The following is a 25,354-nucleotide window of genomic DNA, read 5'->3' as shown; positions in this document are numbered from 1 at the left end:
AAAGATAATAATTACGACTTTAATAATTCCAATCATAATCTATAATCTCTCAAAATTAAACAGAGACAAGAGTAAGAAACCAATGTATACAACAGTTATCCTGCTGCAATTACTCCTTAGAAAGGAGGTGATCCAGCCGCAGGTTCTCCTACGGCTACCTTGTTACGACTTCACCCCAATCACTAATCCCACCTTCGGCCGCTGGCCCCATAAAGGTTACCTCACGGACTTTGGGTGTTACCAGCTCTCATGGTGTGACGGGCGGTGTGTACAAGGCCCGGGAACGTATTCACCGCGACATTCTGATTCGCGATTACTAGCAACTCCAACTTCATGCAGGCGAATTTCAGCCTGCAATCCGAACTGGGATGAGTTTTCAAGTTTAGCTCCACCTCACGGTATTGCATCTCGTTGTTCTCACCATTGTAGCACGTGTGTAGCCCTAGACATAAGGGGCATGATGATTTGACGTCATCCCCGCCTTCCTCCCGGTTAACCCGGGCAGTCTCACTAGAGTGCTCAACTTAATGGTAGCAACTAATGATAAGGGTTGCGCTCGTTGCGGGACTTAACCCAACATCTCACGACACGAGCTGACGACAACCATGCACCACCTGTCTTCCTGCCCCGAAGGGCTTCACGTATCTCTACGCTATTCAGGAGATGTCAAGTCTAGGTAAGGTTCTTCGCGTTGCTTCGAATTAAACCACATGCTCCGCTGCTTGTGCGGGCCCCCGTCAATTCCTTTGAGTTTTAATCTTGCGACCGTACTTCCCAGGCGGAGTACTTATTGTGTTAACTGCGGCACAGAAGGAGTCGATACCTCCTACACCTAGTACTCATCGTTTACGGCGTGGACTACCAGGGTATCTAATCCTGTTTGCTCCCCACGCTTTCATGCCTCAGCGTCAGTTACAGTCCAGAAAGCCGCCTTCGCCACTGATGTTCTTCCTAATCTCTACGCATTTCACCGCTACACTAGGAATTCCGCTTTCCTCTCCTGCACTCTAGATACCCAGTTTGAAATGCAGTCCCCAGGTTGAGCCCGGGGCTTTCACATCTCACTTAAGTATCCGCCTACACATCCTTTACGCCCAGTAAATCCGGACAACGCTTGCCACCTACGTATTACCGCGGCTGCTGGCACGTAGTTAGCCGTGGCTTCCTCCTTTGGTACCGTCATTATCGTCCCAAAAGACAGAGCTTTACAATCCGAAGACCGTCATCACTCACGCGGCGTTGCTGCATCAGGCTTTCGCCCATTGTGCAATATTCCCCACTGCTGCCTCCCGTAGGAGTCTGGACCGTGTCTCAGTTCCAATGTGGCCGATCACCCTCTCAGGTCGGCTACGCATCGTCGCCTTGGTGAGCCGTTACCTCTCCAACTAGCTAATGCGCCGCGGGTCCATCTCAAAGCGGATTACTCCTTTAATTAAAGCTCCATGTGAAACTTTAATATTATGCGGTATTAATCTCCCTTTCGGGAGGCTATTCCCCTCTTTGAGGCAGGTTACCCACGTGTTACTCACCCGTCCGCCGCTAGAAACCCGAAGGTTTCTCGCTCGACTTGCATGTGTTAAGCACGCCGCCAGCGTTCGTCCTGAGCCAGGATCAAACTCTCAATTTATAAGTTTGATGTTAGCTCATCGCTTCTCTTCTCAATGAAGAGTTTGTTACTCTCAATTTTAATTTCTTAAAATCTAAAGAATTGCTGGTTTACTTACTATTCTTATACTCTGTTTAATTTTCAAAGATCAATCACTGTCATCTGACAGCTTTTACAGTGTATCATCATCAACATAGTTTGTCAATATCTTTTTATTAAAATCTTATTGACTTTAACTGACTGTTGTTTGACAACGTAAAATATTATACCATAGATCTTTATTATCCATATGTTATTTGATTACATTATTCATAATTATATCTACAATAATCAATATTTCTCATTATTTCTGCACATATCACACATTGATACACCAGGACAAGTATTAAAATATATTATAACCAAAAATTAAATCCACTATATTACCTATCTTAATAATAAAATAGGATATTATAGTGGATAGTTATAATTAAAACCATAATTACTCTTAAAGAAAGATATATGTAACTAATAATTAAAGTCTAAATTCTTTCAAAAAAAATACTTACTATATCCTTATAAAATGTATAACCATAATGTTCTAAAGCTTTTTGTAGTGCAAATAATGTATATGATACCTTTTCTACTGTTGCATTTTCTCCCATATGACCTATTCTTAATACTCTTCCTTCCAGATATCCAAAAGACCCAGTAATCATTACTCCATAATTATCTAACATATATTTTATTATTTTTTTATCATTAATTCCATGTGGAACATCTATTACAGTAACTGTATTTGAATATCCTTCTTCTATATGAATCTTCAGCCCTGCTGAAACTATAGCGGCCCTTGTAGCACTGGCAATCTTATCATGTCTTTCAATGATATTTTTTTCATTTAATAAATTATCTACAGCTTTATCTAATCCTATAATATCACTTATAGGTGGCGTATATGGAAACCACTTATTTTTATAATAATCTTTCCAAACTAAAAGATTGCAATAAAATGATGCTATAGGATTCTTTCTATTTTCCATAGATTGAAATGCATCCTCACTTATACTTAAAAATGTTAAACCAGGAGGAGCAGACAAACATTTTTGTGAAGCACCTAAAGCTATATCTATTTTCCAATTATCTACTTGTAATTCTTCTCCACCCATACCAGCTACACTATCAACTACCGTTAATATACCCTTTTCTTTGAGTATAGGACATATTTTGTCTATATCATTTAATACTCCGGAAGGTGTATCACAATGAACTATTGTTGCATATTTAAAATTACTATCTTTTTCTAAAAATGATTTTAATTCTTCTATATCTACCTTACGTTTTCTATTATTTCTAAAATAAAATGGTTCTCCGCCATAAATTTTTACAAAATCTCCAAATCCCTCACCAAAGATTCCATTTTCGATTATTAGTACTCTGTCTCCTCTTTCAGTGAGAGATGCACATGCAGCCTCTAGGCCCAGTATTCCCTCTCCACTTAATATCCTAACTTCATTATTTGTATTTAAGAAAATCCCCAGTTTGTGACAGGTTTCCTTGTAGAATTCATAGAACTTTTCATCTATATCAGGATTTGTAGTTTCCTTTGCTCTAGCAAGTCTTACATTTTCTCTAACACTAGTGGGACCTGGTGTCATTATAAGTGTTTTGTTCATTATATCACTCCTTGTACATTATTAAATTACTTTAATAATTATTTAATCTATATTCATAAAACAATCCTCGTAATTAGTGATATTACTAAAATTTATTTATAATTTTAGTAAATAAAGAAAAAATATTATCAATATCTTATTATCATACCTACAGAATTAAAATTTACACTTAATATTATAATATTATATAATCTTTTTATTAAATGTATGGATTCAATTATTTGTTTTTTCTCCATTCATTAAGGGTTTCATATTTGTCATTTATCACATCATAATATAGTATTTCTTTACTATCTTTATTAATAGCAAATCTATATATATTTACATTGTGATCAGTATGCTCTTCACCCACATATATTCCGTAATAATCTCTTATATAGGAATTTTTAGAATTTTCGTCTGGATAACGTTCTACATATATTATACTATTTACATTTTTATTATTTTTTAATGAATTTACAAAGCTCTTTACTTCACCTACATTATTAATTAAGTAATTTATAAATTCATCATCTGTATTGTTAATAACTTTTTTATCTTCATTAGATTCAACAAAATAATTACTGTCTTTATTATAGATTATTTCTTTTAGAATACTTTTACTCCTATCACAAGTAACTTTAATATCCACATCCTTTTTTGTATCTATTATTTCATAATTCCAATATCCATTGGCAATAGCAATTTGACTTATTAAATTTTTGTAATAAGTTTTATTTTCAGAATCTATATTTTTTGTTAAGTTTACATAAAATATAGGATAGGTTTTATTTTCTTTAAATTCTACCTTTTGAATTTGAATATTAGCATTATTAAATACATATTTAACAGGATGGCTCCAATTGTTTATATCCGTTATAGTATTTGAATTTACATTATCACTATTACCTTTTGGACTATTTATTTCTAAAGTTTTATTATTTGATCCACTTTCTAAATTTTTAGAACTTGAATTATTACTTACAGTATTATTGTTATTTGCATTTACTAAATTTACATTATTATTTTCGTTTATTAAGGCAGTATTATTATCAACTTTATTTATTGATTGTGTATTACTATGACTCTTATTTTCTAATGTAGCACTACTACATGCAGATAATTGAATTAAAGATAAAATTAATATTATACTTATTATTACATTTTTCATTTGTAACCTCCTATAATTGATTTTTATTTTTTAATTGATGTTGGATAGTAATATTATACCATAATTTAGCATTAACTTTTTATGTAATATTTATAATATACAATATTCATGATTAAATATTATGTATTTTAAGAAAATGTTAATTAGAATATTAACTTATAGTTTTATTTTACATTTGTGACTTTTATAAATTTTAGTTTATATTTAAAATCTAAAATAATTACTAATTAAATTTTATAAATACAATTATAAATTATAATTAATATAAATGCTTATTTACTTTTCAATAAATAAACTTTATAATCATTTTTGAAATTCTACTTTAGTTTACTTTTAGAAAGGATAAAATTATGACTTTAAATGATCTAAGTACAAAAATTAAAAATATATCAGAAAATTACAAAGAAGAACCTATTGCTGGCTGGATAACAGGTGATGGTCCTATTCCTTGTAATATATTATTTGTTGGTGAAGCCCCAGGTAAAAATGAAGTTGAAATAGGAAAACCTTTTGTGGGATTAGCCGGTAAAACTTTCGAAAAATATCTAAACAGTATTGGATTATATCGAAAAGATATAAGAATTACAAACACCTGTTTTTTTAGACCTGTAAAAATAACAATTGGTAAAACAAATAAAGAAACCATAAGTAATAGAACTCCTAAAGTCTCAGAAATAAATCTATTTAGAGAAGTTCTAGATGAGGAGATAAAGCTTGTTAATCCTAAATTGATAATAACTTTAGGCAACATACCTCTAAAGAGACTAACAGATTTTAAAAGCATTGGAGATTGTCATGGTAATATAATTTTTAATAATAAAATTTCTAGATATATCTTTCCCATGTATCATCCTTCGGCTCTCACTTATAATAGAAATGACAACTTTTTGAAAATGTATGAAAATGATTGGATAAATTTAAAAAATATACTAAAAACTCATGTATAATTTTTTGTTTTAAGGTAATAATTACCAATATAATATTATATTATGAGGTGATTTTATCATGAGCAAAAATAAGTTATTATTAATTTTATCATTGATGCTTATATTATTAATCTGTAGTAGTTTAGTATATAATGATCAACAAAAATTAGAGGCTTTAAACCCTTCAAAAACTAACTATAATATAAATAATTCATCATTAAAATCTACACCTGCTTCTAATAAAAATATTATAAAAATAGACACTAGCAACTTGGATTATACTTATATAGATTATAAAGTAAAAGCTGGTGATGACTTATATAGTTTAGCTAGAAATTACATGCCAAACTATATGCCTAGTGGTGTTATAAAAGAGATTAAAGAAAAAAATAGTTTAAGTAATGAAAAAATAATAATTGATAAAACTTTATTAATTCCTGTAGAGAAAAATATTCTAACTAAAAAATAATTCTAAAATTCAATTATGTAAAAAACATCCTTATTTAAAATAAGGATGTTTTTTGGTGGCTTACCGGGGAATCGAACCCCGGACAACATGATTAAAAGTCATGTGCTCTACCAACTGAGCTAGTAAACCAAATATTAAATTTAATAAATACTAAAATAAACTTTGTTATTTAGTATAACCCAGCGTCGACCTACTCTTCCACAGGGCTTCCCCTGCAGTACCATCAGCACATTAGAGCTTAACCTGCCTGTTCGGAATGGGAAGGAGTGTTACCTCTAAGTCATAGACACTGGATATATTAAGTTAAGAGTGAATAGTTAAAAGTTGAGAGTTATTGATGAAATTCCTATGGAATTCCTTTAATTTAATCTTTTAAAACTCCTTAGGAGTTTTTTCCTAAATTCTTAACTCTTAATTCTTAATTTTTAACTAAAAAATTGTACTCTCAAAATTGCATAGTAACTGGTAAAGTAATTTTATTTCTTCATTTTATTTTGGTCAAGCCCTCGACCTATTAGTATCAGTCAGCTGAATACATTACTGCACTTACACCTCTGACCTATCAACCTGATGTTCTTTCAGGGGTCTTACTAGCTTACGCTATGGGAAATCTTATCTTGAGGTGGGCTTCACGCTTAGATGCTTTCAGCGTTTATCCCTTCCCGACATAGCTACCCAGCTGTGCCACTGGCGTGACAACTGGTGCACCAGAGGTCAGTCCATCCCGGTCCTCTCGTACTAAGGACAGCTCCTCTCAAATTTCCTACGCCCGCGACGGATAGGGACCGAACTGTCTCACGACGTTCTGAACCCAGCTCGCGTGCCGCTTTAATGGGCGAACAGCCCAACCCTTGGGACCTACTTCAGCCCCAGGATGCGACGAGCCGACATCGAGGTGCCAAACCTCCCCGTCGATGTGGACTCTTGGGGGAGATCAGCCTGTTATCCCCGAGGTAGCTTTTATCCGTTGAGCGATGGCCCTCCCACGAGGAACCACCGGATCACTAAGCCCGACTTTCGTCCCTGCTCCACTTGTTTGTGTCGCAGTCAGGCTCCCTTTTGCCTTTGCACTCTTCGCGCGATTTCCAACCGCGCTGAGGGAACCTTTGGGCGCCTCCGTTACTTTTTAGGAGGCGACCGCCCCAGTCAAACTGCCCATCTAGCAATGTCCCGTGACCAGCTTCATGGCCTCCGGTTAGAATTCCAGTACTGTCAGGGTGGTATCCCAAGGTCGACTCCTCAGCAGCTGACGCCACTGTATCCCAGTCTCCCACCTATCCTGTACAGACAATACCGAAACTCAATGCTAAACTACAGTAAAGCTCTACGGGGTCTTTCCGTCCAATCGCGGGTAGCAAGCATCTTCACTTGCACTACAATTTCGCCGGATTCGTTGTTGAGACAGTGCCCAAATCATTACGCCATTCGTGCGGGTCGGAACTTACCCGACAAGGAATTTCGCTACCTTAGGACCGTTATAGTTACGGCCGCCGTTTACTGGGGCTTAAGTTCACCGCTTCGATTACTCTTACGGATCCCCTTAACCTTCCAGCACCGGGCAGGCGTCAGCCCCTATACATCAGCTTTCGCTTTAGCAGAGACCTGTGTTTTTGCTAAACAGTTGCTTGGGCCTATCCTCTGCGGCCTGCTAAAAGCAGGCACCCCTTCTCCCGAAGTTACGGGGTCAATTTGCCGAGTTCCTTAACAACGATTCTTCCGATGGTCTTAGGATTCTCTCCTCACCTACCTGTGTCGGTTTGCGGTACGGGCACCTTTTTCCTTGATAGAGGCTTTTCTTGGCAGTGTGAAATCAGATACTTCGCTAAAAATTAGCTCCCCATAACACCTTGACTAATCAGGCGGATTTGCCAGCCTGCACGTCTTAGTGCTTAGACGCACATCCAATAGTGCGCACATCTTATCCTTCTGCGTCACCCCATCTCTCATAACGGAGAAAGGTGGTATCGGAATATCAACCGATTATCCATCACCTACGCCTTTCGGCCTCGGCTTAGGACCCGACTAACCCTGAGCGGACGAGCCTTCCTCAGGAAACCTTAGGTTTTCGACCACTAAGATTCTCACTTAGTTCTCGCTACTTATGCCAGCATACTCACTCCTGCACTGTCCACCGCTCCTTACGGTACGACTTCAACCGGTGCAGGAAGCTCCTCTACCGCTCTTACGAGCCCATAGCTTCGGTGGTAAGTTTTAGCCCCGGACATTTTCGGCGCAGGATCTCTTGACTAGTGAGCTATTACGCACTCTTTAAATGAGTGGCTGCTTCTGAGCCAACATCCTAGTTGTCTTAGAAATCCCACATCCTTTACCACTTAACTTACACTTTGGGACCTTAGCTGATGATCTGGGCTGTTTCCCTTTTGACTACGGATCTTATCATTCGCAGTCTGACTGCCGAAATAAAAGTATATGGCATTCGGAGTTTGATAGAGTTCAGTAACTGTTGTCAGCCCCTACCTCATTCAGTGCTCTACCTCCATAACTCAATTAATCGACGCTAGCCCTAAAGCTATTTCGAGGAGAACCAGCTATCTCCGAGTTCGATTGGAATTTCTCCGCTATCCACAGCTCATCCCATGGTTTTTCAACACCAATGTGGTTCGGTCCTCCACGGAATTTTACTTCCGCTTCAACCTGGCCATGGATAGGTCACCCGGTTTCGGGTCTACAGCATGCAACTAGTCGCCCTGTTAAGACTTGGTTTCCCTTCGGCTGCGCACCATAAGTGCTTAACCTTGCTGCATACCGTAACTCGCTGGCTCGTTCTACAAAAAGCACGTCGTCACACATAAAAAGTGCTACGACCGGTTGTAGGCACACGGTTTCAGGTTCTATTTCACTCCCCTTCCGGGGTTCTTTTCACCTTTCCCTCACGGTACTGCTTCACTATCGGTCACTAGTTAGTATTTAGCCTTGGGAGGTGGTCCTCCCAGCTTCCCACAAGGTTTCACGTGTCTCGTGGTACTCTGGATTAGATCTTGCAATTTTCTCTTTTAACCTACAGGACTATTACCTTCTGCGGTAGAGCTTTCCAGAACTCTTCGGTTAAGATATTATGCAGTGATGATCTATCCACAACCCCAGGGACAAAGTCCCTGGTTTGGGCTGATTCCTTTTCGCTCGCCGCTACTAAGAAAATCGATATTTCTTTCTCTTCCTCCGGGTACTTAGATGTTTCAGTTCCCCGGGTATGTCTCCATATACCTATGAATTCAGTATACAGTACATGTCTGCTCGACATGTGGGTTGCCCCATTCGGAAATCTCCGGATCACAGGCTATTTGCGCCTACCCGAAGCTTATCGCAGCTTGTCACGTCCTTCTTCGACTTCTAGTGCCAAGGCATTCACCATGCGCCCTTTGTAGCTTGACCTTGTTACTCTTTTAGGCGTTAGCCTTTTAGAGTTTAATCTTTATTTGTTTTAATTTCAATCTTTCGATTAAAATCATATTATACAAAGGATTATTTTTTACTTTACTTTGTTTCTCTATGCAATTTTCAAAGTACATCTTAAGAGAACTGATCTCTCAAAATTAAACAGAGACAAGAGTAAGAAACCAATGTATACAACAGTTATCCTGCTGCAATTACTCCTTAGAAAGGAGGTGATCCAGCCGCAGGTTCTCCTACGGCTACCTTGTTACGACTTCACCCCAATCACTAATCCCACCTTCGGCCGCTGGCCCCATAAAGGTTACCTCACGGACTTCGGGTGTTACCAGCTCTCATGGTGTGACGGGCGGTGTGTACAAGGCCCGGGAACGTATTCACCGCGACATTCTGATTCGCGATTACTAGCAACTCCAACTTCATGCAGGCGAATTTCAGCCTGCAATCCGAACTGGGATGAGTTTTCAAGTTTAGCTCCACCTCACGGTATTGCATCTCGTTGTTCTCACCATTGTAGCACGTGTGTAGCCCTAGACATAAGGGGCATGATGATTTGACGTCATCCCCGCCTTCCTCCCGGTTAACCCGGGCAGTCTCACTAGAGTGCTCAACTTAATGGTAGCAACTAATGATAAGGGTTGCGCTCGTTGCGGGACTTAACCCAACATCTCACGACACGAGCTGACGACAACCATGCACCACCTGTCTTCCTGCCCCGAAGGGCTTCACGTATCTCTACGCTATTCAGGAGATGTCAAGTCTAGGTAAGGTTCTTCGCGTTGCTTCGAATTAAACCACATGCTCCGCTGCTTGTGCGGGCCCCCGTCAATTCCTTTGAGTTTTAATCTTGCGACCGTACTTCCCAGGCGGAGTACTTATTGTGTTAACTGCGGCACAGAAGGAGTCGATACCTCCTACACCTAGTACTCATCGTTTACGGCGTGGACTACCAGGGTATCTAATCCTGTTTGCTCCCCACGCTTTCATGCCTCAGCGTCAGTTACAGTCCAGAAAGCCGCCTTCGCCACTGATGTTCTTCCTAATCTCTACGCATTTCACCGCTACACTAGGAATTCCGCTTTCCTCTCCTGCACTCTAGATACCCAGTTTGAAATGCAGTCCCCAGGTTGAGCCCGGGGCTTTCACATCTCACTTAAGTATCCGCCTACACATCCTTTACGCCCAGTAAATCCGGACAACGCTTGCCACCTACGTATTACCGCGGCTGCTGGCACGTAGTTAGCCGTGGCTTCCTCCTTTGGTACCGTCATTATCGTCCCAAAAGACAGAGCTTTACAATCCGAAGACCGTCATCACTCACGCGGCGTTGCTGCATCAGGCTTTCGCCCATTGTGCAATATTCCCCACTGCTGCCTCCCGTAGGAGTCTGGACCGTGTCTCAGTTCCAATGTGGCCGATCACCCTCTCAGGTCGGCTACGCATCGTCGCCTTGGTGAGCCGTTACCTCTCCAACTAGCTAATGCGCCGCGGGTCCATCTCAAAGCGGATTACTCCTTTAATTAAAGCTCCATGTGAAACTTTAATATTATGCGGTATTAATCTCCCTTTCGGGAGGCTATTCCCCTCTTTGAGGCAGGTTACCCACGTGTTACTCACCCGTCCGCCGCTAGAAACCCGAAGGTTTCTCGCTCGACTTGCATGTGTTAAGCACGCCGCCAGCGTTCGTCCTGAGCCAGGATCAAACTCTCAATTTATAAGTTTGATGTTAGCTCATCGCTTCTCTTCTCAATGAAGAGTTTGTTACTCTCAATTTTAATTTCTTAAAATCTAAAGAATTGCTGGTTTACTTACTATTCTTATACTCTGTTTAATTTTCAAAGATCAATCACTGTCATCTGACAGCTTTTATAGTGTATCATCATCAACATAGTTTGTCAATATTTTTTTTATGTTTAACAAACCATTTCTCAAACACAACGAAAACTATGATATCATAAAATATATTTTTATTACACTTTAATAATATTCATTATATTAATTTAAATTTTATATACTAACTATAGCTATCAATATTGACGTTTTTCACCTATAGATACACTAGGGTGAGTATATAATTATCATAAATATATTATTCAAAATAGATGTTATAGTGCCTTACAATATAAATTTAAAAATCAATAGAAAAATAACACCTGGAATACCAAAAAAACCAGCTATAAGTGCTGTTACAATATTAATTCCTATAGTAAATCCAAAACTTGACCCTACTAAATTCACTATAAATAAAAGTATTGTTCCAAGTACCCCATTTATTATTAACTTAAGCAAAATCTTTAATGGCCATGCTAGTAATTTAACAACAATAAACAATGCTATTATTGATATTAAAAAATATCCCACGTATTCCATTTAATCATCCCCCTATAAATATATAAATCAATCAACTTTTTCTTTATTAGTATAAATATTAAATCCATCAACTTTTATATTTAATTTTTTTGCTTCTTCAAGAAGATATATATATCTTGACTTAGCAGCAGCTTCCTTATAAATGGCATAATCCACTAACACAGGTTCATTGACAAGTTCAAAATAATCTCTACAAGCTTGCAACTCTTTTCTAGCTTCCTCTATGGCAATAATTATATCTTTTTGGTTTAAATCATACTTAGTGTTTTTATTTAATTTTATATCCTTTTTCCTAATCATAAAAAAACCTCCCATTTTATACCTTTATAAAATTATAGACATAAAATGGGAATAATATTCCTATTATATTTCCTTTCTTCCCTCTAGAGCTTTTGATAAAGTTACTTCATCTGCGTATTCAAGATCTCCTCCTACAGGTATGCCATGGGCAATTCTAGTAACTTTAACACCTAAAGGCTTTAACAATTTAGATATATACATAGCAGTAGCCTCTCCATCAACATTAGGGTTTGTTGCCACTATAACTTCTTTAACCTCATTGTTCATACGACTTATAAGTTCTTTTAATTTTATAGAATCAGGACCTTTTCCATGCATAGGTGATATAACTCCATGCAAGACATGATATACACCATTATATTCCCTAACCTTCTCTATAGCCATAATATCTTTAGGTTCTTCCACTACACAAATTAAATGTTTATTTCGACTTGGATTAGAACATATAGCACAGGGATCGGTATCTGTAAAGTTTCCGCATACAGAACAATATTTTATAGTCCCTCTTGCTTCGATTAATGCCTTTGAAAATCCCTCTACCTCTTCTTTAGGTAAATTCAACACATGAAGCGTTAATCTTTGAGCAGTCTTATATCCTATTCCAGGAAGTTTAGAAAATTCCTCTATTAATTTTTCTATTGCTACTGGATAAAAATCCAACGCATTCACCTCATTATTAGAACATTCCAGGTATATTCAATCCGCCTGTCATTTTCTTCATTTCTCCTGCAGATTCATCATCAGCCTTTTTAAGAGCTTCATTACAAGCTGAAATTATCAAATCTTGAAGCATTTCTATATCATCAGGATCCACTACTTCTTCTTTTATTTTAATATCAACTAATTGTTTTTTTCCATTAACTACAGCTGTAACAGTTCCACCACCTACAGTAGCTTCAAAATTTTTATTTTCTAAATCTTTTTGCATATCTTCCATTTGTTTTTGAAACTTTTGTGCCTGCTTTATTAAGTTATTCATATTTCCTCCACCCATTCCAGGGAATCCACCTCTTGCCATATATAAAACCTCCTAAAAATAAATATAAAATAATTTTAAATTTCTTAAGTACCTAATATTTTACCATTTAAAATATCATTCATCAATAATATCAACTATTTCTTCTCCAAAGGTATTTTTTATTATATCTTCTGTTGATACCTTCGTATCTTCTTCATCTTTTTCCAAACTGTAAATAATTCTAATTTTTTCTTTAAGTACTTGTGAGAATATCTCCTCAACCTTTTTATTATTTTCTGGCCTTTGTAAATTTTGCCTGCTAAAATTATAACTTTTTTTAAATCTTACTTCTATTATACTGTGTTTACAGCTTATAGGTTCACCATTACTAAGATGAGCTCCTAACACTCTTAATCTTCTGGCTTTAAATGTTTCAAGTATATCTCTCCAAACCTTTTTTACATCATCTAAAGTTAATTGTGATTGAGTATTCTTAAAACCATCTTCTAATTTTACAGATGCATTATCTCCATTAATTTTTAATGGCTGTTTTTTTATATCATCTTTTATATTATTTATTTTAACTTCTTTATTATATACTAAATGTCCACTTTTCATCATATTTTCGAGTTTATTAAGTCGTGAAAGTATAATTTCATTAGAAGTATCATATTCTATTTTACACATTTTTATAATGGCTAATTCCAAATATATTCTACTTTGTTTACTCCATTTAGATTCTTCTTCTGTATCTTGAAGTATCTTTATATATCTCATAATTTCTTCTACTCTTATCTTTTCAGATTGATCTTTAATAAGTTTTATATTTTCCTGAGACATATCTAAGATATCTTGTGCATTCTTACTTATTTTAACCATCATAAGATTTCTCATGTGAATTGTGAGATCTTTAATAAATATATTTATATCTTTTCCACTAATTACTACGTCATCAATTATCTTCATAGCATTTTCAATATTTTTTTCAATTAATTCTGATGTTATTTTAATAAGATATTCATTAGTTACAAGACCAAGCATATTTATAATATCATCATATTGAACTTTTCCATTTCCTGTAGATATAGCCTGATCTAATATACTAAGAGCATCTCTCATAGCTCCATCAGATATCCTTGCTATAAGATTCAAGCTTCTATCATCTGCAAATATGCCTTGATTTGTAACTATTTCTCTAAGCCTATAAAACATATCATCTTTTTTTATTCTTTTGAAATCGAATCTTTGACATCTGGAGAGTATAGTTATTGGCAATCTTTGAGGATCCGTTGTGGCTAAAATAAATATGACATTTTTAGGTGGTTCTTCAAGAGTTTTTAGAAAAGCATTTACTGCACCCATAGAAAGCATATGTACTTCATCTATAATGTATACTTTAAATCGTGCTTCATGAGGTGGATATTGCACATCATCTATAATATTTCTTATATCCTCTACTCCATTATGAGAAGCGGCATCTAGTTCTGTAACATCTATTGAAAGGCCATTATTTATTTTTTTACACATTTCACACTGATTACAAGGTTCCCCATCCCTAGGATTCAAACAATTTACTGCCTTTGAAAGTATCTTAGCGGTAGATGTTTTACCAGTACCTCTTGTGCCACATAATAAATAAGCATGAGCTATTCTATTATCCTTAACCTGATTTTTTAATGTTATAGTAACATGTTTTTGTCCTACAACATCTTCAAATGTTCTTGGTCTCCACTCTCTATATAGAGCTGTATATCCCAAATTTATCACCTCTTAATAAAACAAATATATTTTATTAATATCATCTTAAGTCTTATTTTTATAAAGCTAAAAATGCTTATAATAAAACCTATATAGAACTATAAATTTAATATTTATAAATATTAAATTTATAGTAAATAATATCCATAAACATTATACTACATTATTAATATTAGTTATATAACAAAAAAAGATGCTAACTGCATCTCAAAATTTCACATTTTATTAAATTAAATGTTGTGCACCTTGCGTCGATCCTAATTCATAAGCGTTACTTATACAGTTAGCTCAAACCAGGTTGTTCCACGGCACACGAAAGTGTCCACTTACCGCTGCTTCCTTCCGGACCTGACGGAGTTCGTGAATTTTCGTTGCGTGGGACCAAGCTCTCAACACCACTTATATAAGGCAGACCTCACAAATTAAGACCTCAGCAAGGACTTCAACCCTGCTATAGCGGATTGCAGGTTACAAGGCACCGCTAACTCCCCATCTAGCACAACAAAGTTTTAATGGCGGAGAAAGGGGGATTCGAACCCCCGGTTGAGTTTCCCCAACACACGCTTTCCAGGCGTGCTCCTTAAACCGCTCGGACATCTCTCCAAAACGTAATTAACGTCACGAAATATATTATATACTTTTAAATTTACTTAGTCAATAAGAAAATATTAGAATAAAAATTACTATTATAAAACATTTCTAAGAAATATATATTTTTAAAATCTTGTTATTACCTAAGTTTCGTACAAACGAAACATTAGCAATTTCCATAAAATAGTTTCCAAAAAATAAATAGTGGATAATACCGAGCCTTAAAGTATAATTTTCTTACCAACAAAAATCAAGAAAGGCAGGTATCATCCACATGAATAATATTAGCTTTAATCGAGATAATTGTAAAGAAGAAACTACTTCCATTTGGTTAGTTGCAGTTATGCAATTTGGCTTAAAAATGAACTTTTTCAAGCCCTTTGAAGACTTTAAACTTAAGATGAAGAAAGTAAAATATTCCGTGTATCAAAAGCTTATAACTACTATGATGTCCATAGTCATTGGCTGTGAAACCACTAAAGACATAAATGAAAAACTTTCTGTAGAAAAGCTTTCTGCCAATATGTTTGGTATGGATACAATTCCAGATCAATCGCAGATTAATTTGTTACTTACACGTTTTGATTCTGATAGTATAATTCAGCTTCAAGATATACATCATAAGATTTTTATGAATAACAGCAGTTCAATTTTTACCCATACTAGTATAGTCGTAGACTGTGATCAAACAGGTCTAATTGCAAATGGTAAAACTTTTGAATTAGCTCAAAAAGGGTATTTCCCTAAAAAGAAAAACCAAAGTGGCTATCAACTAGCTGCCGCATTTACTGGTGAGCACTCCGAAACAGTAGCAATGATCCTAGATTCAGGGAGTGCCCATTGTACTGATCACTATGATGATTTATTAAAATCTATACTATCTAAGTACAATGAGAAAGTTCATAATGGTAATTTAATATTAAGAACTGATAGTGGTTTTGGTTCAGCAGAAAATATTGAGAAACTACGTTCAATTCCTAATTTAAAATTTGTTACCAAAGGATATTCTACTGTTAAAGCTAAAAATTTGGCAAAAGATATACCTTTCTCAGAATATGATAAAGCCGATGAGGCTGTCTGGGTTTATGAACTTCCTCAAATCAATAAAGTTAGGTATATTATAGTTCAGACATTATCTAAAAAAGGGAAATTGAAATACTCTCTACTTATCACAAATATCAGTGCTAAAGAAATGAGTGCAGTTGAAATATTCCATTTTTATAATAAACGTCAAACTATAGAAGCTTTCTTTAAAATAGTTAAAAATGTATACCACATAAAGAATCTTAGAACATCAAAGTTCTATGGTATTTATGGTTTCTTATGGCTAGTATTTATAACACACAACATTATAAGTTCTTTTAAGTCAACGATTCTTCGGGAAACGAAACTTGAGCGTGTAGGTGTAAGAGTTCTAGTCAAAAGTATTGGTAACATAAAAGCATTTGTTAAAAGAACTAGCAATGGAATTAATGTAAATATTCCATCAATGACAAGGCTATCACAGCTTATTGCTGACGCAATCTGTGGTCCTAGATATACACAACTTAGTTTTAATATTTAAGCTCAAAGTAAAATAATGTAATAAAAATTGGAAACTTATTTTAAAGTATTTTTAGTATTGCCATTTTTAAACTTTCTATATTATTCCAACAGGCTACGCCTTAATAAATAGAAAACTAAGGAATATTATACAAAATAATAACAGGCAAATATATGAAAATATAAGTCTTATATTTGTACGAAATCTAGGTTATTAATATAATATTATATATGTATCAGCTTCAAACAATATAAAAATTTGATAAAAATATAATAATGTCAAGAAAACTTAAAGTGTTATCTTGACATTATTATCATATTATCTCAATTCACTTACCATTTGAGTAGCTTCAGTTTTCAGTTGTTGAACTTCATTTTCAGGGGCATCCTTTATAGGATACCATCCTCTTTGTTTCATGGCATCAAATATTTTATATTGTATATCTTGAGCACCCCTAAAATTATTCATAAGTGTACCTCTTAAATTGGTACAAGATGTTTCTGTTATACCTGTACTGTATGAAGATATCACCTGTTTTTCTGTAGCTAATAAATCTTCCATCATTTCTTTTTCAGTAAAATTACCATTGCTCTCCATAAATTTATACCTCCTTATTTAATTACTGATGTGAGTCAAGATAGGTTTTTAAGCTATTAAAATTTTCTCTGTGCACGTTACTTGCTTCTGTACATAAAGATTTAAGCTGTGAGTCATTACAACAATCTGCATATTTACGAAATTTTTTATTCATTAATAATTCATATCCAATTTCATCTTTTATTACTTTTAAATTGTTAGCTTCTATTGGTTTTGAAGCAGTAGCTGTTGAATTCATAATATAGCCTCCATTATTTTTAATATTTTATTTCTAAATTATCTTTCCCCTGTTCTAAACAAAATATAATCAAAATAAAAGCAATTTATTATAGAAAATTTTATTTTTCTGATATAATTATGTTAATTTATCTTATAGTTATATTTTAAAATTCTCTTTGAAACAATATTATTAAATTAAATAGAATATTAAATAAATACAAGGAAGTGATAAAATGAATCCAATAGCATTTACAATACTAGGTCTATCTATACGTTGGTATGGTATATTAATTGCTTGTGGCATGTTAATTGCTATAATAATTGCTCGTTTTACATCAAAAATTAAAGATGTGAATTATGATGAACTATTTAATATTATTTTAATATCTTTACCCTTGGCTGTAATAGGAGCAAGATTATACTATGTAATATTTAATTTTAATTATTATGAAAATAATTTAATAGAAATCTTTAATACACGTCAAGGTGGCTTAGCTATACATGGAGGTGTTATTACTGGTTTAATAACTGCTTATCTGTATACATATTATAAAAAACTTAATTTTTGGAAATTCGCTGACGTAGCTACACCATCAATAATTCTTGCTCAAGCTATTGGCAGATGGGGAAATTTCTTTAATCAAGAAGCCCATGGAGGTCCAGTTTCTTATGATTTTATAAAACATTTTCCTAATTTTATACAAAATGGTATGTATATAAATGGTATCTATTATCATCCTACGTTTTTATATGAATCTATATGGAACTTATTTGTATTTTTAATATTATTAATATTATTAAAGAATACAAAGAAAACAGGTCTTGTAATATTCACATATATTGGTCTGTATTCCATTGGAAGATTTTTTATAGAAGGTTTAAGAACAGATAGTTTAATGTTAGGATCTATTAGAGTTGCTCAACTGATAAGCTTAATAGGAATAATAATTTGGATAATATTTTTATTAATTACATATAAAAAAAATAATATTTTTAAATAATATATTTCTTTACCAATAAAAATATGTTTAATATTTATTCTTTATTGCTTTGAAATTATAATAAAAAAAGCTGTCTTACAATGAATTATGCACTGTGAGACAGCTTTTTTATTATAATATGTAGGGTCTAATTTTTAGTATAAACTAGAATCCTTCTCATACTTAATGAATATTATTTTATTCATACATAGTATTTATATACTTTATTCCAGCATTTGTCTTAAAATATTTAATTTTTATACTTTCTATAGAATTTTTATCTAAGCAATCTTCAAATATATTAACTAAAAAATCAGATTCCACCAATATTTGAAAATCTATGCCATCTATTTTAGAATAACTATGATGATTACCTATAATATACAAAATTCTATTTAACTTGTCATCATTGATATGAAATTTTTCTAATATATGTCTAGCAATACCAGGGCCTTCTAATTCTTGATATTTTCCCGAAGATGAATTATACTTTTCTTCACTTATTTTTATTCCTATATCGTGTAAAACTGCTGAGATTTCTAAAATTGTTTGTTTATCTCTATCTAATTTTTCTAGCTTACCTATACATCTAGCGAATGAATACACCTTTAATGCATGATTAATTCTACGAACATCATTTCCAAAATAATCAATCATACTCTCAATTATTTTATCTACCATTTATCAATACCTCATCACAAAAGTTTTTATTTAATATTATATCAAATTAAATAAAAACTTTTAATATAAAAAAACATGAAATATTTAATTTCACTTTTTTGGCGGAAGAGGTGGGATTCGAACCCACGTGTCCTTGAGGACAACTGTATTTCGAGTACAGCTCGTTATGACCACTTCGATACTCCTCCAAGTAAAATATATAAAATAGTTTACATAAATTAAAATACTTAATATATTATACTATTCTATAACTATAAATCTCAACTAAATATTTTAAAATCCACAACCTATTTTCTTCTATCTTTAAAAAAGTCTGTAACAATTTTACTACAATTTTCTGAATATAACCATCTAACATCTACATTATACTTCAAATATTCATTTTGAAGTATATTAACTACAGAGCCACATGCTCCTATATTAGGATCAAAAGTACCTATATAAACTCTTTTAATTCTAGAAGCAACAATTGCTGAAGCACACATAGGACATGGTTCTAAAGTAATATACATTTCACAATTATTCAATCTCCAATTATTTAATATTTTAGAGGCTTTTTTTATTGCTAATATTTCCGCATGAGCTGTACAATCCTTCAATTTTTCTTTAAGATTATGTGCTCTGGCTAATATTATATTATCTTTAACTATAATGGCTCCAACTGGTACCTCTCCAATATCTTTAGCTTTCTCCGCTTCTTTTAATGCATGATTTATGTATACTTCTTCCATAAATTCTCCTATAATTAAGTTATTTTTAACAATTTATATTATTTACATAATATATTATAACTAATACATTTAAATTATAAAACAAAAAACACCAGAAAACTTTAACTGGTGATAAATAAAATAATTATAAGAATTTAATTTAAAATATAAAAATAATTTGTTATGGTTCTTAATTTTGGTGCACCTAAGAGGATTCGAACCTCCGACACATGGTTTAGGAAACCACCGCTCTATCCTGCTGAGCTATAGGTGCATAACTTTTACTCTAGTATTTTATTATACTTTAAAAATAATGTCAATTCAAATTAATTTTTATTTAATAAATATATCTATAAAAACTATATATTTTCTCACATATTGAACATAATATATATTAAAAGTTTTTTAATAATCATGAATTTACAATTATTTATTTATTTGATATGATTATATTATAAAATTTGTATACTGGAGGTGTATATAATGGTAGACCAATTAAAAAAGGCACTTCTTGCTGGTCTTGGTTCAGCTGCCTACACCTATGAAAAAGCCTCTAAAATCATTGATGAGATGGTTGAAAAAGGTAAATTGACTATTGATGAAGGTAAAGAATTATCTGAAGAATTAAAAAATGATATTATATCAAAAAGTGAAAAACTTAAACCTGTAACTAAAAAAGATATTGTAGACATATTAAAGGACGCTAATTTCGCAACCAAAGATGAAATTTTGGATATTAAAAATAGACTTAGCAAACTTGAAGAAAAACTTAAATAATAACTTTTTAGTTGTATTAGGCCCAAACTTATTTGTTAGGGCTTTTATTTTTAAGAGGAGAAATAAAATATGCATAGGAATTCCGTATATAGATTAAAGGAGATAGTTAAAGTTTTAGCTTATTATGGATTTGGATTTATTGTGGATTCAAAGTTAAATGGCAATAAAAAGTCACCTGAAAATTTAAGAAAAGCTTTTGAAGAATTGGGTCCTACCTTTATAAAAATAGGACAAATTTTGAGCACAAGACCAGATTTATTACCCTTGCCTTATATAAAAGAATTATCTAAATTGCAAAATAATGTTCCTCCTGAGAATTTTATCGACATAGAAAATCTATTTTTTGAAGAATTAAGTAGCACAATTGATAATACATTCTTATACTTTGATAAAACTCCCATAGGCTCTGCTTCTATTGCTCAGGTTCATGATGCTATTTTAAAAGATGGTAGATTTGTTATTGTAAAAATTCAACGTCCAGGAATAGCTGAAATGATGAAAACAGATTTATCTATAATAAAAAAGTTATTAAATATAACAAAAACTAAATTTACAGATGCATTGATAGATCCAAAGGAGGCCATAGACGAATTATTTATATCTACTACTCAAGAATTAGATTTTATAAATGAAATAAACAACATAAAAAAGTTTAAAAAATTGAATGAGGATGTTAAATTTGTACGTACTCCGTATACCATTGATAAATTGTGCACTGAAAAAATAATTGTTATGGAAAAAATAGTAGGTATAAAAATAGATAATTTAAAAAAGCTTTTAAATGAAGGCTATGACTTAGAAGAACTAGGTAAAAAACTTACACTTTCATATTTTAAACAAGTATTTCAAGATGGCTTTTTTCATGGAGATCCTCATCCAGGCAACCTGCTTATAAGGGAAAATCATATATGCTATATTGATTTTGGAATAATGGGTACAATTTCAAAATCATTAAAAATTTCTTTAAATGATGCAATACTTGCTGTTGCCTATCATGATGTAAATAAAATGATTTCTGTAATTATGTCTATAGGAGTAAAAAAAGGTTATGTAAATAGAAATTCACTTTACGAGTCTATAGAATATCTATTTGATAACTATATATCTGTTTCTTTGAAAAACATAAAAATTTCAGTTATGCTTCAAGAAATTTTTCAAATTTCAAAAAATAATAACATAAAACTTCCAAAAGAACTTACAATGTTATTAAAAAGTACACTTATGATAGAGGGTGTAATTGCAAGAATATCTCCCGAATTATCTATTGTGGATGTATTAATACCTTATGTAAAATCTCAAAATCAAAATCTATTTTTTAGGAACTTTGATTTTGATAATTTGTTATTAAATGGATTTAAATTTGTAAAAAGTTCTTCTGAATTTCCATCAAAGTTTGTAGAACTTTCTGAAAGTATAATTAGAGGAAGAGCCAAAATACAATTACAACATAATAATTTGCAAAAACCTATCAAAGATTTAAATAGAATGGTTAATAGGATGGTTTTCGCTATTATTATTTCTTCAATGATTATTGGTTCTTCTCTAATACTTAGAACAAATATAGGTCCGAAACTACATGATATTTCAATTATTGGAATAAGTGGATTTATGATAGCCGCTTTAATGGGATTTTATCTATTAATATCAATATTAAGATCTGGCACTTTATAATTATAAGTAAAATTGTTCTTTTATCCTCTGCAACAGAAATTATATTGGTGGCTTGGAAAGTACTCCCGTTTTATTAACTCTAGAGTCAACATTAATATCTATTTTCATATTCTTAAAAGCATCATTCCAATTATTCTTCATATAATCCCATTGATTAGGATATTTTCTCATTATAGTGTTTCCAAAATCAAATATGTCAAGTTGAAAATCTCTTTGTGCTTTATTTATTACTAAATAAGCATCATTATAAATAATTTCATTTTGTCTCTTAGAAAGTATATCCATAATACTTGGATTTTTATTAGGATCTACCATTCCAGTCATTTCTCTAATGGAAGATCTTGACTTAATATTAACTTTTATATTTACATTATTATTTTCACTCATATCTATATCTGTATTCGAAGAGGAATCTGTAACATCTAAGCTTATCTTATAATTTTCAGGATACTCTATCATTACTATATATCTATTTATATCTCCACGAATCCAATTTAATCCTACTGTTTCTCTAGTAGATAAATATCCTACAAGTTTATCTTTATTGAATACAGCTGCACCACTTAAATTATAATTAACATGTGTATCCAATTTATGTTTATCAATATTAATTAAACCACAAGTGGTTGATCTAGATCCATGTGCTATACTATTTACAAAATCCAAATTAGTAGTATATATGGTTTCTCCCCTATTTCTTTGCAAATTCAATAAATCTGTTACAGATATAGCAGGTATAACATTAGTACAAATGTTAGTTTCTATAATGTCTCTAGCTTCTCCATTTGTAACTAAAAAAGGTATAGTAGGTCTTATTTGATTATATCTTAAAGAAAAATCTATAATAGATGCTATTCCTTTTTTCGCCATATTATCTCCAATAACTATATATTGTATATGAGCATAATTAAATTTTTGTCCTATATTTTTATAAATATTATCTATCGCTTTAAAAACAGTTTCTCCTTTTGCACAATAGGTAATTGTCTGCCTGCCTTTTGAAATTAGAGTACTACTATCCATAATTTCAATGCTAACTTGATAATCATTATCACTGGTCACATCAAATCCTACAGCTAATATAACTGCTAATTTTTCTATTTCTGTAGCATCTTTGCAACCTGTAAAACTTATAGTAGGCATAGATAATATTAATAACATTATAATAAATTTATTAAAAATCTTTTTCATAGATCTTCTCCAAATATTTTTATCTTCTAAATAATTTCATTTTTTTATCCAATTTTTCTATAGGTGTTCTAACAATAACATCTTCATTTCTTTTTAAACTAAATGGCATTATTGGATACATATAAGGAACCCCAAAAGAACGTCTAGATGTCATATATGTGATTAAAAATAATAAACCACAGAGAACACCAAAAATCCCCAAAGCGCCTCCTAAAAGCAATATAATATATCTAATAAAAAGAATCATTGAATTTAATTCCGGAGATGGAATAGTATAAAGGGCTGTTCCTACAAAGGCAACCACAATTATCATGGGTTCACTTACTATGCCAGCTCTTGCTGCAGCCTCTCCAAGAATTAAAGTTCCCACTATACTTACAGTTTGACCAATTGTTTTTGGTATTCTAAGACCTGCCTCCCTTATTATTTCATAAGCTGAAAGCATTAAAAAACATTCCCACATGGAGGGAAGAGGTATTCCAGCTCGAGCCTTTATTATAGTTGTAATGAATGGAGTTGGTATAAGCTCATGATGAAAAGTTACTAAAGCAACATATATACCTGGCAATGTAAGTGTTATCATTAGACCTATATATCTAAAGCATCTATTTAAAGTAGCTGGTATATAATTTGTATAATAGTCATCACTAGCTTGCATAAATTCTACAAATAACGCTGGTATTGATAGTACAATTGGAGTATTATCTACAAGAATAAGAATTTTACCTTCTAATAATTTAGATGCTGCTACATCTGGTCTCTCAGTTTTAAAAATTGTTGGTACTAAAGAAAACTTATCATCAGAAATAGCTTCTAAAACATAATTAGATGCAAACGTATCTATATTTATTTTTCTAATCCTTGCCTTAACTTCTTCCAATATTTTTTTATCAACAGCGTCTTCCATATAACATATGACAATATTAGACTTTACATTTTTTCCAATTGTGTGTTTTTCAGTCTTTAAATTTATATTTTTAATTTTTTTCCTTAAAAGAATTATGTTTTTAGACATTGATTCTGTGAATCCTTCTCTAGGCCCTCTTATTGTACTTTCAATATTTGGTTCTTCAATAGATCTTTCAGGAGGGCTTTTAATATTTTCTATAAATGCTTTGTTTAACATATCTGAAAAAATAATTACATTTCCATCAAGAATAGCATCTATACATTGAGCAAAATTTTCACAAATATTATTATCATTTATTGCAAGAGTATATTTTATTGATTCTTCTATATCATTTTGAGCACTTAAATTTAGTGGAAATTTATTTATTATACTATCATTAATTAATTTTTCTGTAGTAAATTCATTTAAATAAGCAATTGCAATTTTACCTTTATTCTCATTATATAATGATATTTTTCTTATAGTTAAATCATAGCAATTATTAAAAATACTTTTTAAATATTGTTCATTTTGTTCAAGTGTTTTAAATAATTTTTGATTATTATATTTTTTTTCATTATTGTTTTTTATCACGCTATAACTCAAAAGATTATTATCAAAATTTTCTGGTTCATTTAATGAAAAAAAATCTTTTATTTTTTTCATATTCATAATTACTCCTTCTTATAATTCATTTTATAGATCTTTGATTAAAATCAAATTATATAGTTATCTAAATAAACATATTATTATTTATAGGAATCTTTTATAATATATAATTAAAAAACTAAATATAATAAAAAATAACAGACTTAACGGAAACATCATCATTTATAATTATATTTCCACTAAACCTGTTATTTTATTAATTTTTTATATATAATTTTATATTCCATAGTATC

Annotated in this window: 19 protein-coding genes, 4 tRNA genes, 4 rRNA genes and 1 other RNA gene; 6 read left to right on the top strand and 22 right to left on the bottom strand. The window is 32.3% G+C overall.

Translation table 11 applies throughout. The features are described 5' to 3' along the window. Positions 1-120 precede the first annotated feature (120 nt). The 3 genes from CLPA_RS00285 to CLPA_RS00275 all read right to left on the bottom strand — a co-directional run bounded on the left by CLPA_RS00285 (position 121) and on the right by CLPA_RS00275 (position 4,411). Positions 121-1,627 (bottom strand): 16S ribosomal RNA (locus tag CLPA_RS00285). Between the two features lie 500 nt (positions 1,628-2,127). Next, a complete protein-coding gene (locus tag CLPA_RS00280; RefSeq protein ID WP_003448279.1) occupies positions 2,128-3,261 on the bottom strand; it encodes a pyridoxal-phosphate-dependent aminotransferase family protein in 1,134 nt (377 codons plus the stop codon). Positions 3,262-3,478: 217 nt separating this feature from the next. After that, a complete protein-coding gene (locus CLPA_RS00275) occupies positions 3,479-4,411 on the bottom strand; it encodes a hypothetical protein (protein ID WP_003448278.1) in 933 nt (310 codons plus the stop codon). A 350-nt stretch (positions 4,412-4,761) separates the two neighbouring features. Between CLPA_RS00275 and CLPA_RS00270 the strand changes: the two genes are divergently transcribed. Together CLPA_RS00270 and CLPA_RS00265 are read left to right on the top strand one after the other, a co-directional pair. Next, positions 4,762-5,358, top strand: a complete 597-nt coding sequence (locus CLPA_RS00270) for a uracil-DNA glycosylase (protein ID WP_003448276.1) — start codon at positions 4,762-4,764, stop codon at positions 5,356-5,358. A gap of 58 nt (positions 5,359-5,416) precedes the next feature. Next, entirely contained in the window at positions 5,417-5,806 is a 390-nt protein-coding gene (locus CLPA_RS00265; RefSeq protein ID WP_003448275.1) for a LysM peptidoglycan-binding domain-containing protein, read from the top strand. 53 nt (positions 5,807-5,859) lie between these two features. On the opposite strand, the gene CLPA_RS00260 is transcribed toward CLPA_RS00265, so the two are convergent. The 11 genes from CLPA_RS00260 to CLPA_RS00215 form a co-directional block, all read right to left on the bottom strand. Further along, a tRNA-Lys gene (locus tag CLPA_RS00260) sits at positions 5,860-5,935 on the bottom strand. Positions 5,936-5,983: 48 nt separating this feature from the next. Next, positions 5,984-6,100: ribosomal RNA gene (gene rrf, locus CLPA_RS00255) — 5S ribosomal RNA — on the bottom strand. A 200-nt stretch (positions 6,101-6,300) separates the two neighbouring features. Further along, positions 6,301-9,199: ribosomal RNA gene (locus tag CLPA_RS00250) — 23S ribosomal RNA — on the bottom strand. A gap of 226 nt (positions 9,200-9,425) precedes the next feature. Continuing rightward, positions 9,426-10,932 (bottom strand): 16S ribosomal RNA (locus CLPA_RS00245). Together the 16S, 23S and 5S rRNA genes with 1 tRNA gene alongside form the textbook arrangement of a ribosomal RNA operon. Before the next feature lie 400 nt (positions 10,933-11,332). Then, entirely contained in the window at positions 11,333-11,587 is a 255-nt protein-coding gene (locus tag CLPA_RS00240) for a pro-sigmaK processing inhibitor BofA family protein (protein ID WP_004455638.1), read from the bottom strand. A 27-nt stretch (positions 11,588-11,614) separates the two neighbouring features. Further along, positions 11,615-11,887, bottom strand: a complete 273-nt coding sequence (locus CLPA_RS00235) for a YaaL family protein (protein WP_004455637.1) — start codon at positions 11,885-11,887, stop codon at positions 11,615-11,617. A gap of 63 nt (positions 11,888-11,950) precedes the next feature. Beyond that, the gene (recR, locus tag CLPA_RS00230; RefSeq protein ID WP_004455636.1) at positions 11,951-12,547 is read right to left on the bottom strand and encodes a recombination mediator RecR; all 597 of its coding nucleotides are present in this window, start codon (positions 12,545-12,547) and stop codon (positions 11,951-11,953) included. Positions 12,548-12,563: 16 nt separating this feature from the next. Continuing rightward, positions 12,564-12,905 (bottom strand): YbaB/EbfC family nucleoid-associated protein, encoded by a 342-nt coding sequence (locus CLPA_RS00225; RefSeq protein ID WP_004455635.1) that lies wholly within the window; start codon positions 12,903-12,905, stop codon positions 12,564-12,566. A gap of 75 nt (positions 12,906-12,980) precedes the next feature. Then, a complete protein-coding gene (gene dnaX, locus CLPA_RS00220) occupies positions 12,981-14,603 on the bottom strand; it encodes a DNA polymerase III subunit gamma/tau (protein ID WP_004455634.1) in 1,623 nt (540 codons plus the stop codon). A gap of 237 nt (positions 14,604-14,840) precedes the next feature. Further along, positions 14,841-15,105: signal recognition particle sRNA large type (gene ffs / locus CLPA_RS20205), an RNA gene on the bottom strand. Positions 15,106-15,116: 11 nt separating this feature from the next. Beyond that, positions 15,117-15,206: transfer RNA gene (locus CLPA_RS00215), tRNA-Ser, on the bottom strand. Between the two features lie 262 nt (positions 15,207-15,468). On the opposite strand from CLPA_RS00215, the gene CLPA_RS00210 reads away from it, so the two are divergent. After that, positions 15,469-16,758, top strand: a complete 1,290-nt coding sequence (locus tag CLPA_RS00210) for a transposase (protein ID WP_004455633.1) — start codon at positions 15,469-15,471, stop codon at positions 16,756-16,758. A gap of 297 nt (positions 16,759-17,055) precedes the next feature. Here CLPA_RS00210 and CLPA_RS00205 read toward each other — a convergent pair whose 3' ends face one another. Continuing rightward, positions 17,056-17,334, bottom strand: a complete 279-nt coding sequence (locus CLPA_RS00205; protein ID WP_004455632.1) for a spore coat protein — start codon at positions 17,332-17,334, stop codon at positions 17,056-17,058. Positions 17,335-17,356: 22 nt separating this feature from the next. Then, the gene (locus CLPA_RS00200) at positions 17,357-17,572 is read right to left on the bottom strand and encodes a hypothetical protein (RefSeq protein WP_004455631.1); all 216 of its coding nucleotides are present in this window, start codon (positions 17,570-17,572) and stop codon (positions 17,357-17,359) included. 214 nt (positions 17,573-17,786) lie between these two features. On the opposite strand from CLPA_RS00200, the gene lgt reads away from it, so the two are divergent. Then, entirely contained in the window at positions 17,787-18,554 is a 768-nt protein-coding gene (lgt, locus tag CLPA_RS00195) for a prolipoprotein diacylglyceryl transferase (protein WP_004455629.1), read from the top strand. Between the two features lie 177 nt (positions 18,555-18,731). Here the strand turns inward: lgt and CLPA_RS00190 are convergent, their stop codons facing one another. The 4 genes from CLPA_RS00190 to CLPA_RS00175 all read right to left on the bottom strand — a co-directional run bounded on the left by CLPA_RS00190 (position 18,732) and on the right by CLPA_RS00175 (position 20,198). Beyond that, entirely contained in the window at positions 18,732-19,214 is a 483-nt protein-coding gene (locus CLPA_RS00190; RefSeq protein ID WP_004455627.1) for an HD domain-containing protein, read from the bottom strand. A gap of 99 nt (positions 19,215-19,313) precedes the next feature. Continuing rightward, positions 19,314-19,402, bottom strand: a tRNA-Ser gene (locus tag CLPA_RS00185). Positions 19,403-19,501: 99 nt separating this feature from the next. Beyond that, positions 19,502-19,945, bottom strand: coding sequence for a nucleoside deaminase (locus tag CLPA_RS00180; protein ID WP_004455626.1), 444 nt, complete (start codon positions 19,943-19,945; stop codon positions 19,502-19,504). 176 nt (positions 19,946-20,121) lie between these two features. Continuing rightward, a tRNA-Arg gene (locus CLPA_RS00175) sits at positions 20,122-20,198 on the bottom strand. Positions 20,199-20,407: 209 nt separating this feature from the next. On the opposite strand from CLPA_RS00175, the gene CLPA_RS00170 reads away from it, so the two are divergent. After that, the gene (locus CLPA_RS00170) at positions 20,408-20,701 is read left to right on the top strand and encodes a phasin family protein (RefSeq protein WP_004455625.1); all 294 of its coding nucleotides are present in this window, start codon (positions 20,408-20,410) and stop codon (positions 20,699-20,701) included. A 69-nt stretch (positions 20,702-20,770) separates the two neighbouring features. Beyond that, the gene (locus CLPA_RS00165) at positions 20,771-22,372 is read left to right on the top strand and encodes an ABC1 kinase family protein (protein ID WP_004455624.1); all 1,602 of its coding nucleotides are present in this window, start codon (positions 20,771-20,773) and stop codon (positions 22,370-22,372) included. A gap of 39 nt (positions 22,373-22,411) precedes the next feature. On the opposite strand, the gene CLPA_RS00160 is transcribed toward CLPA_RS00165, so the two are convergent. Both CLPA_RS00160 and CLPA_RS00155 read right to left on the bottom strand, forming a co-directional pair. After that, complete coding sequence (locus CLPA_RS00160; RefSeq protein ID WP_004455623.1) at positions 22,412-23,563, bottom strand: Ger(x)C family spore germination protein; 1,152 nt, start codon at positions 23,561-23,563, stop codon at positions 22,412-22,414. A 19-nt stretch (positions 23,564-23,582) separates the two neighbouring features. Further along, positions 23,583-25,118, bottom strand: coding sequence for a spore germination protein (locus tag CLPA_RS00155; RefSeq protein ID WP_004455622.1), 1,536 nt, complete (start codon positions 25,116-25,118; stop codon positions 23,583-23,585). Positions 25,119-25,354: the final 236 nt, after the last annotated feature.

The sequence above is a fragment of the Clostridium pasteurianum DSM 525 = ATCC 6013 genome, assembly GCF_000807255.1.
Lineage (GTDB): Bacteria > Bacillota > Clostridia > Clostridiales > Clostridiaceae > Clostridium_I > Clostridium_I pasteurianum.
The sequence above is the reverse complement of the archived record's forward strand: the minus strand, read 5'-3'. Positions and strand labels throughout refer to the sequence as shown.

Excerpts from the sequence above, each read along its gene's own strand:
- CLPA_RS00280 (WP_003448279.1), bottom strand. The coding sequence starts at position 3,261 with ATGAACAAAACACTTATAATGACACCAGGTCCCACTAGTGTTAGAGAA.
- CLPA_RS00275 (WP_003448278.1), bottom strand. The coding sequence starts at position 4,411 with ATGAAAAATGTAATAATAAGTATAATATTAATTTTATCTTTAATTCAA.
- CLPA_RS00270 (WP_003448276.1), top strand. The coding sequence starts at position 4,762 with ATGACTTTAAATGATCTAAGTACAAAAATTAAAAATATATCAGAAAAT.
- CLPA_RS00265 (WP_003448275.1), top strand. The coding sequence starts at position 5,417 with ATGAGCAAAAATAAGTTATTATTAATTTTATCATTGATGCTTATATTA.
- CLPA_RS00240 (WP_004455638.1), bottom strand. The coding sequence starts at position 11,587 with ATGGAATACGTGGGATATTTTTTAATATCAATAATAGCATTGTTTATT.
- CLPA_RS00235 (WP_004455637.1), bottom strand. The coding sequence starts at position 11,887 with ATGATTAGGAAAAAGGATATAAAATTAAATAAAAACACTAAGTATGAT.
- CLPA_RS00225 (WP_004455635.1), bottom strand. The coding sequence starts at position 12,905 with ATGGCAAGAGGTGGATTCCCTGGAATGGGTGGAGGAAATATGAATAAC.
- CLPA_RS00210 (WP_004455633.1), top strand. The coding sequence starts at position 15,469 with ATGAATAATATTAGCTTTAATCGAGATAATTGTAAAGAAGAAACTACT.
- CLPA_RS00205 (WP_004455632.1), bottom strand. The coding sequence starts at position 17,334 with ATGGAGAGCAATGGTAATTTTACTGAAAAAGAAATGATGGAAGATTTA.
- CLPA_RS00200 (WP_004455631.1), bottom strand. The coding sequence starts at position 17,572 with ATGAATTCAACAGCTACTGCTTCAAAACCAATAGAAGCTAACAATTTA.
- lgt (WP_004455629.1), top strand. The coding sequence starts at position 17,787 with ATGAATCCAATAGCATTTACAATACTAGGTCTATCTATACGTTGGTAT.
- CLPA_RS00190 (WP_004455627.1), bottom strand. The coding sequence starts at position 19,214 with ATGGTAGATAAAATAATTGAGAGTATGATTGATTATTTTGGAAATGAT.
- CLPA_RS00180 (WP_004455626.1), bottom strand. The coding sequence starts at position 19,945 with ATGGAAGAAGTATACATAAATCATGCATTAAAAGAAGCGGAGAAAGCT.
- CLPA_RS00170 (WP_004455625.1), top strand. The coding sequence starts at position 20,408 with ATGGTAGACCAATTAAAAAAGGCACTTCTTGCTGGTCTTGGTTCAGCT.
- CLPA_RS00165 (WP_004455624.1), top strand. The coding sequence starts at position 20,771 with ATGCATAGGAATTCCGTATATAGATTAAAGGAGATAGTTAAAGTTTTA.
- CLPA_RS00160 (WP_004455623.1), bottom strand. The coding sequence starts at position 23,563 with ATGAAAAAGATTTTTAATAAATTTATTATAATGTTATTAATATTATCT.
- CLPA_RS00155 (WP_004455622.1), bottom strand. The coding sequence starts at position 25,118 with ATGAAAAAAATAAAAGATTTTTTTTCATTAAATGAACCAGAAAATTTT.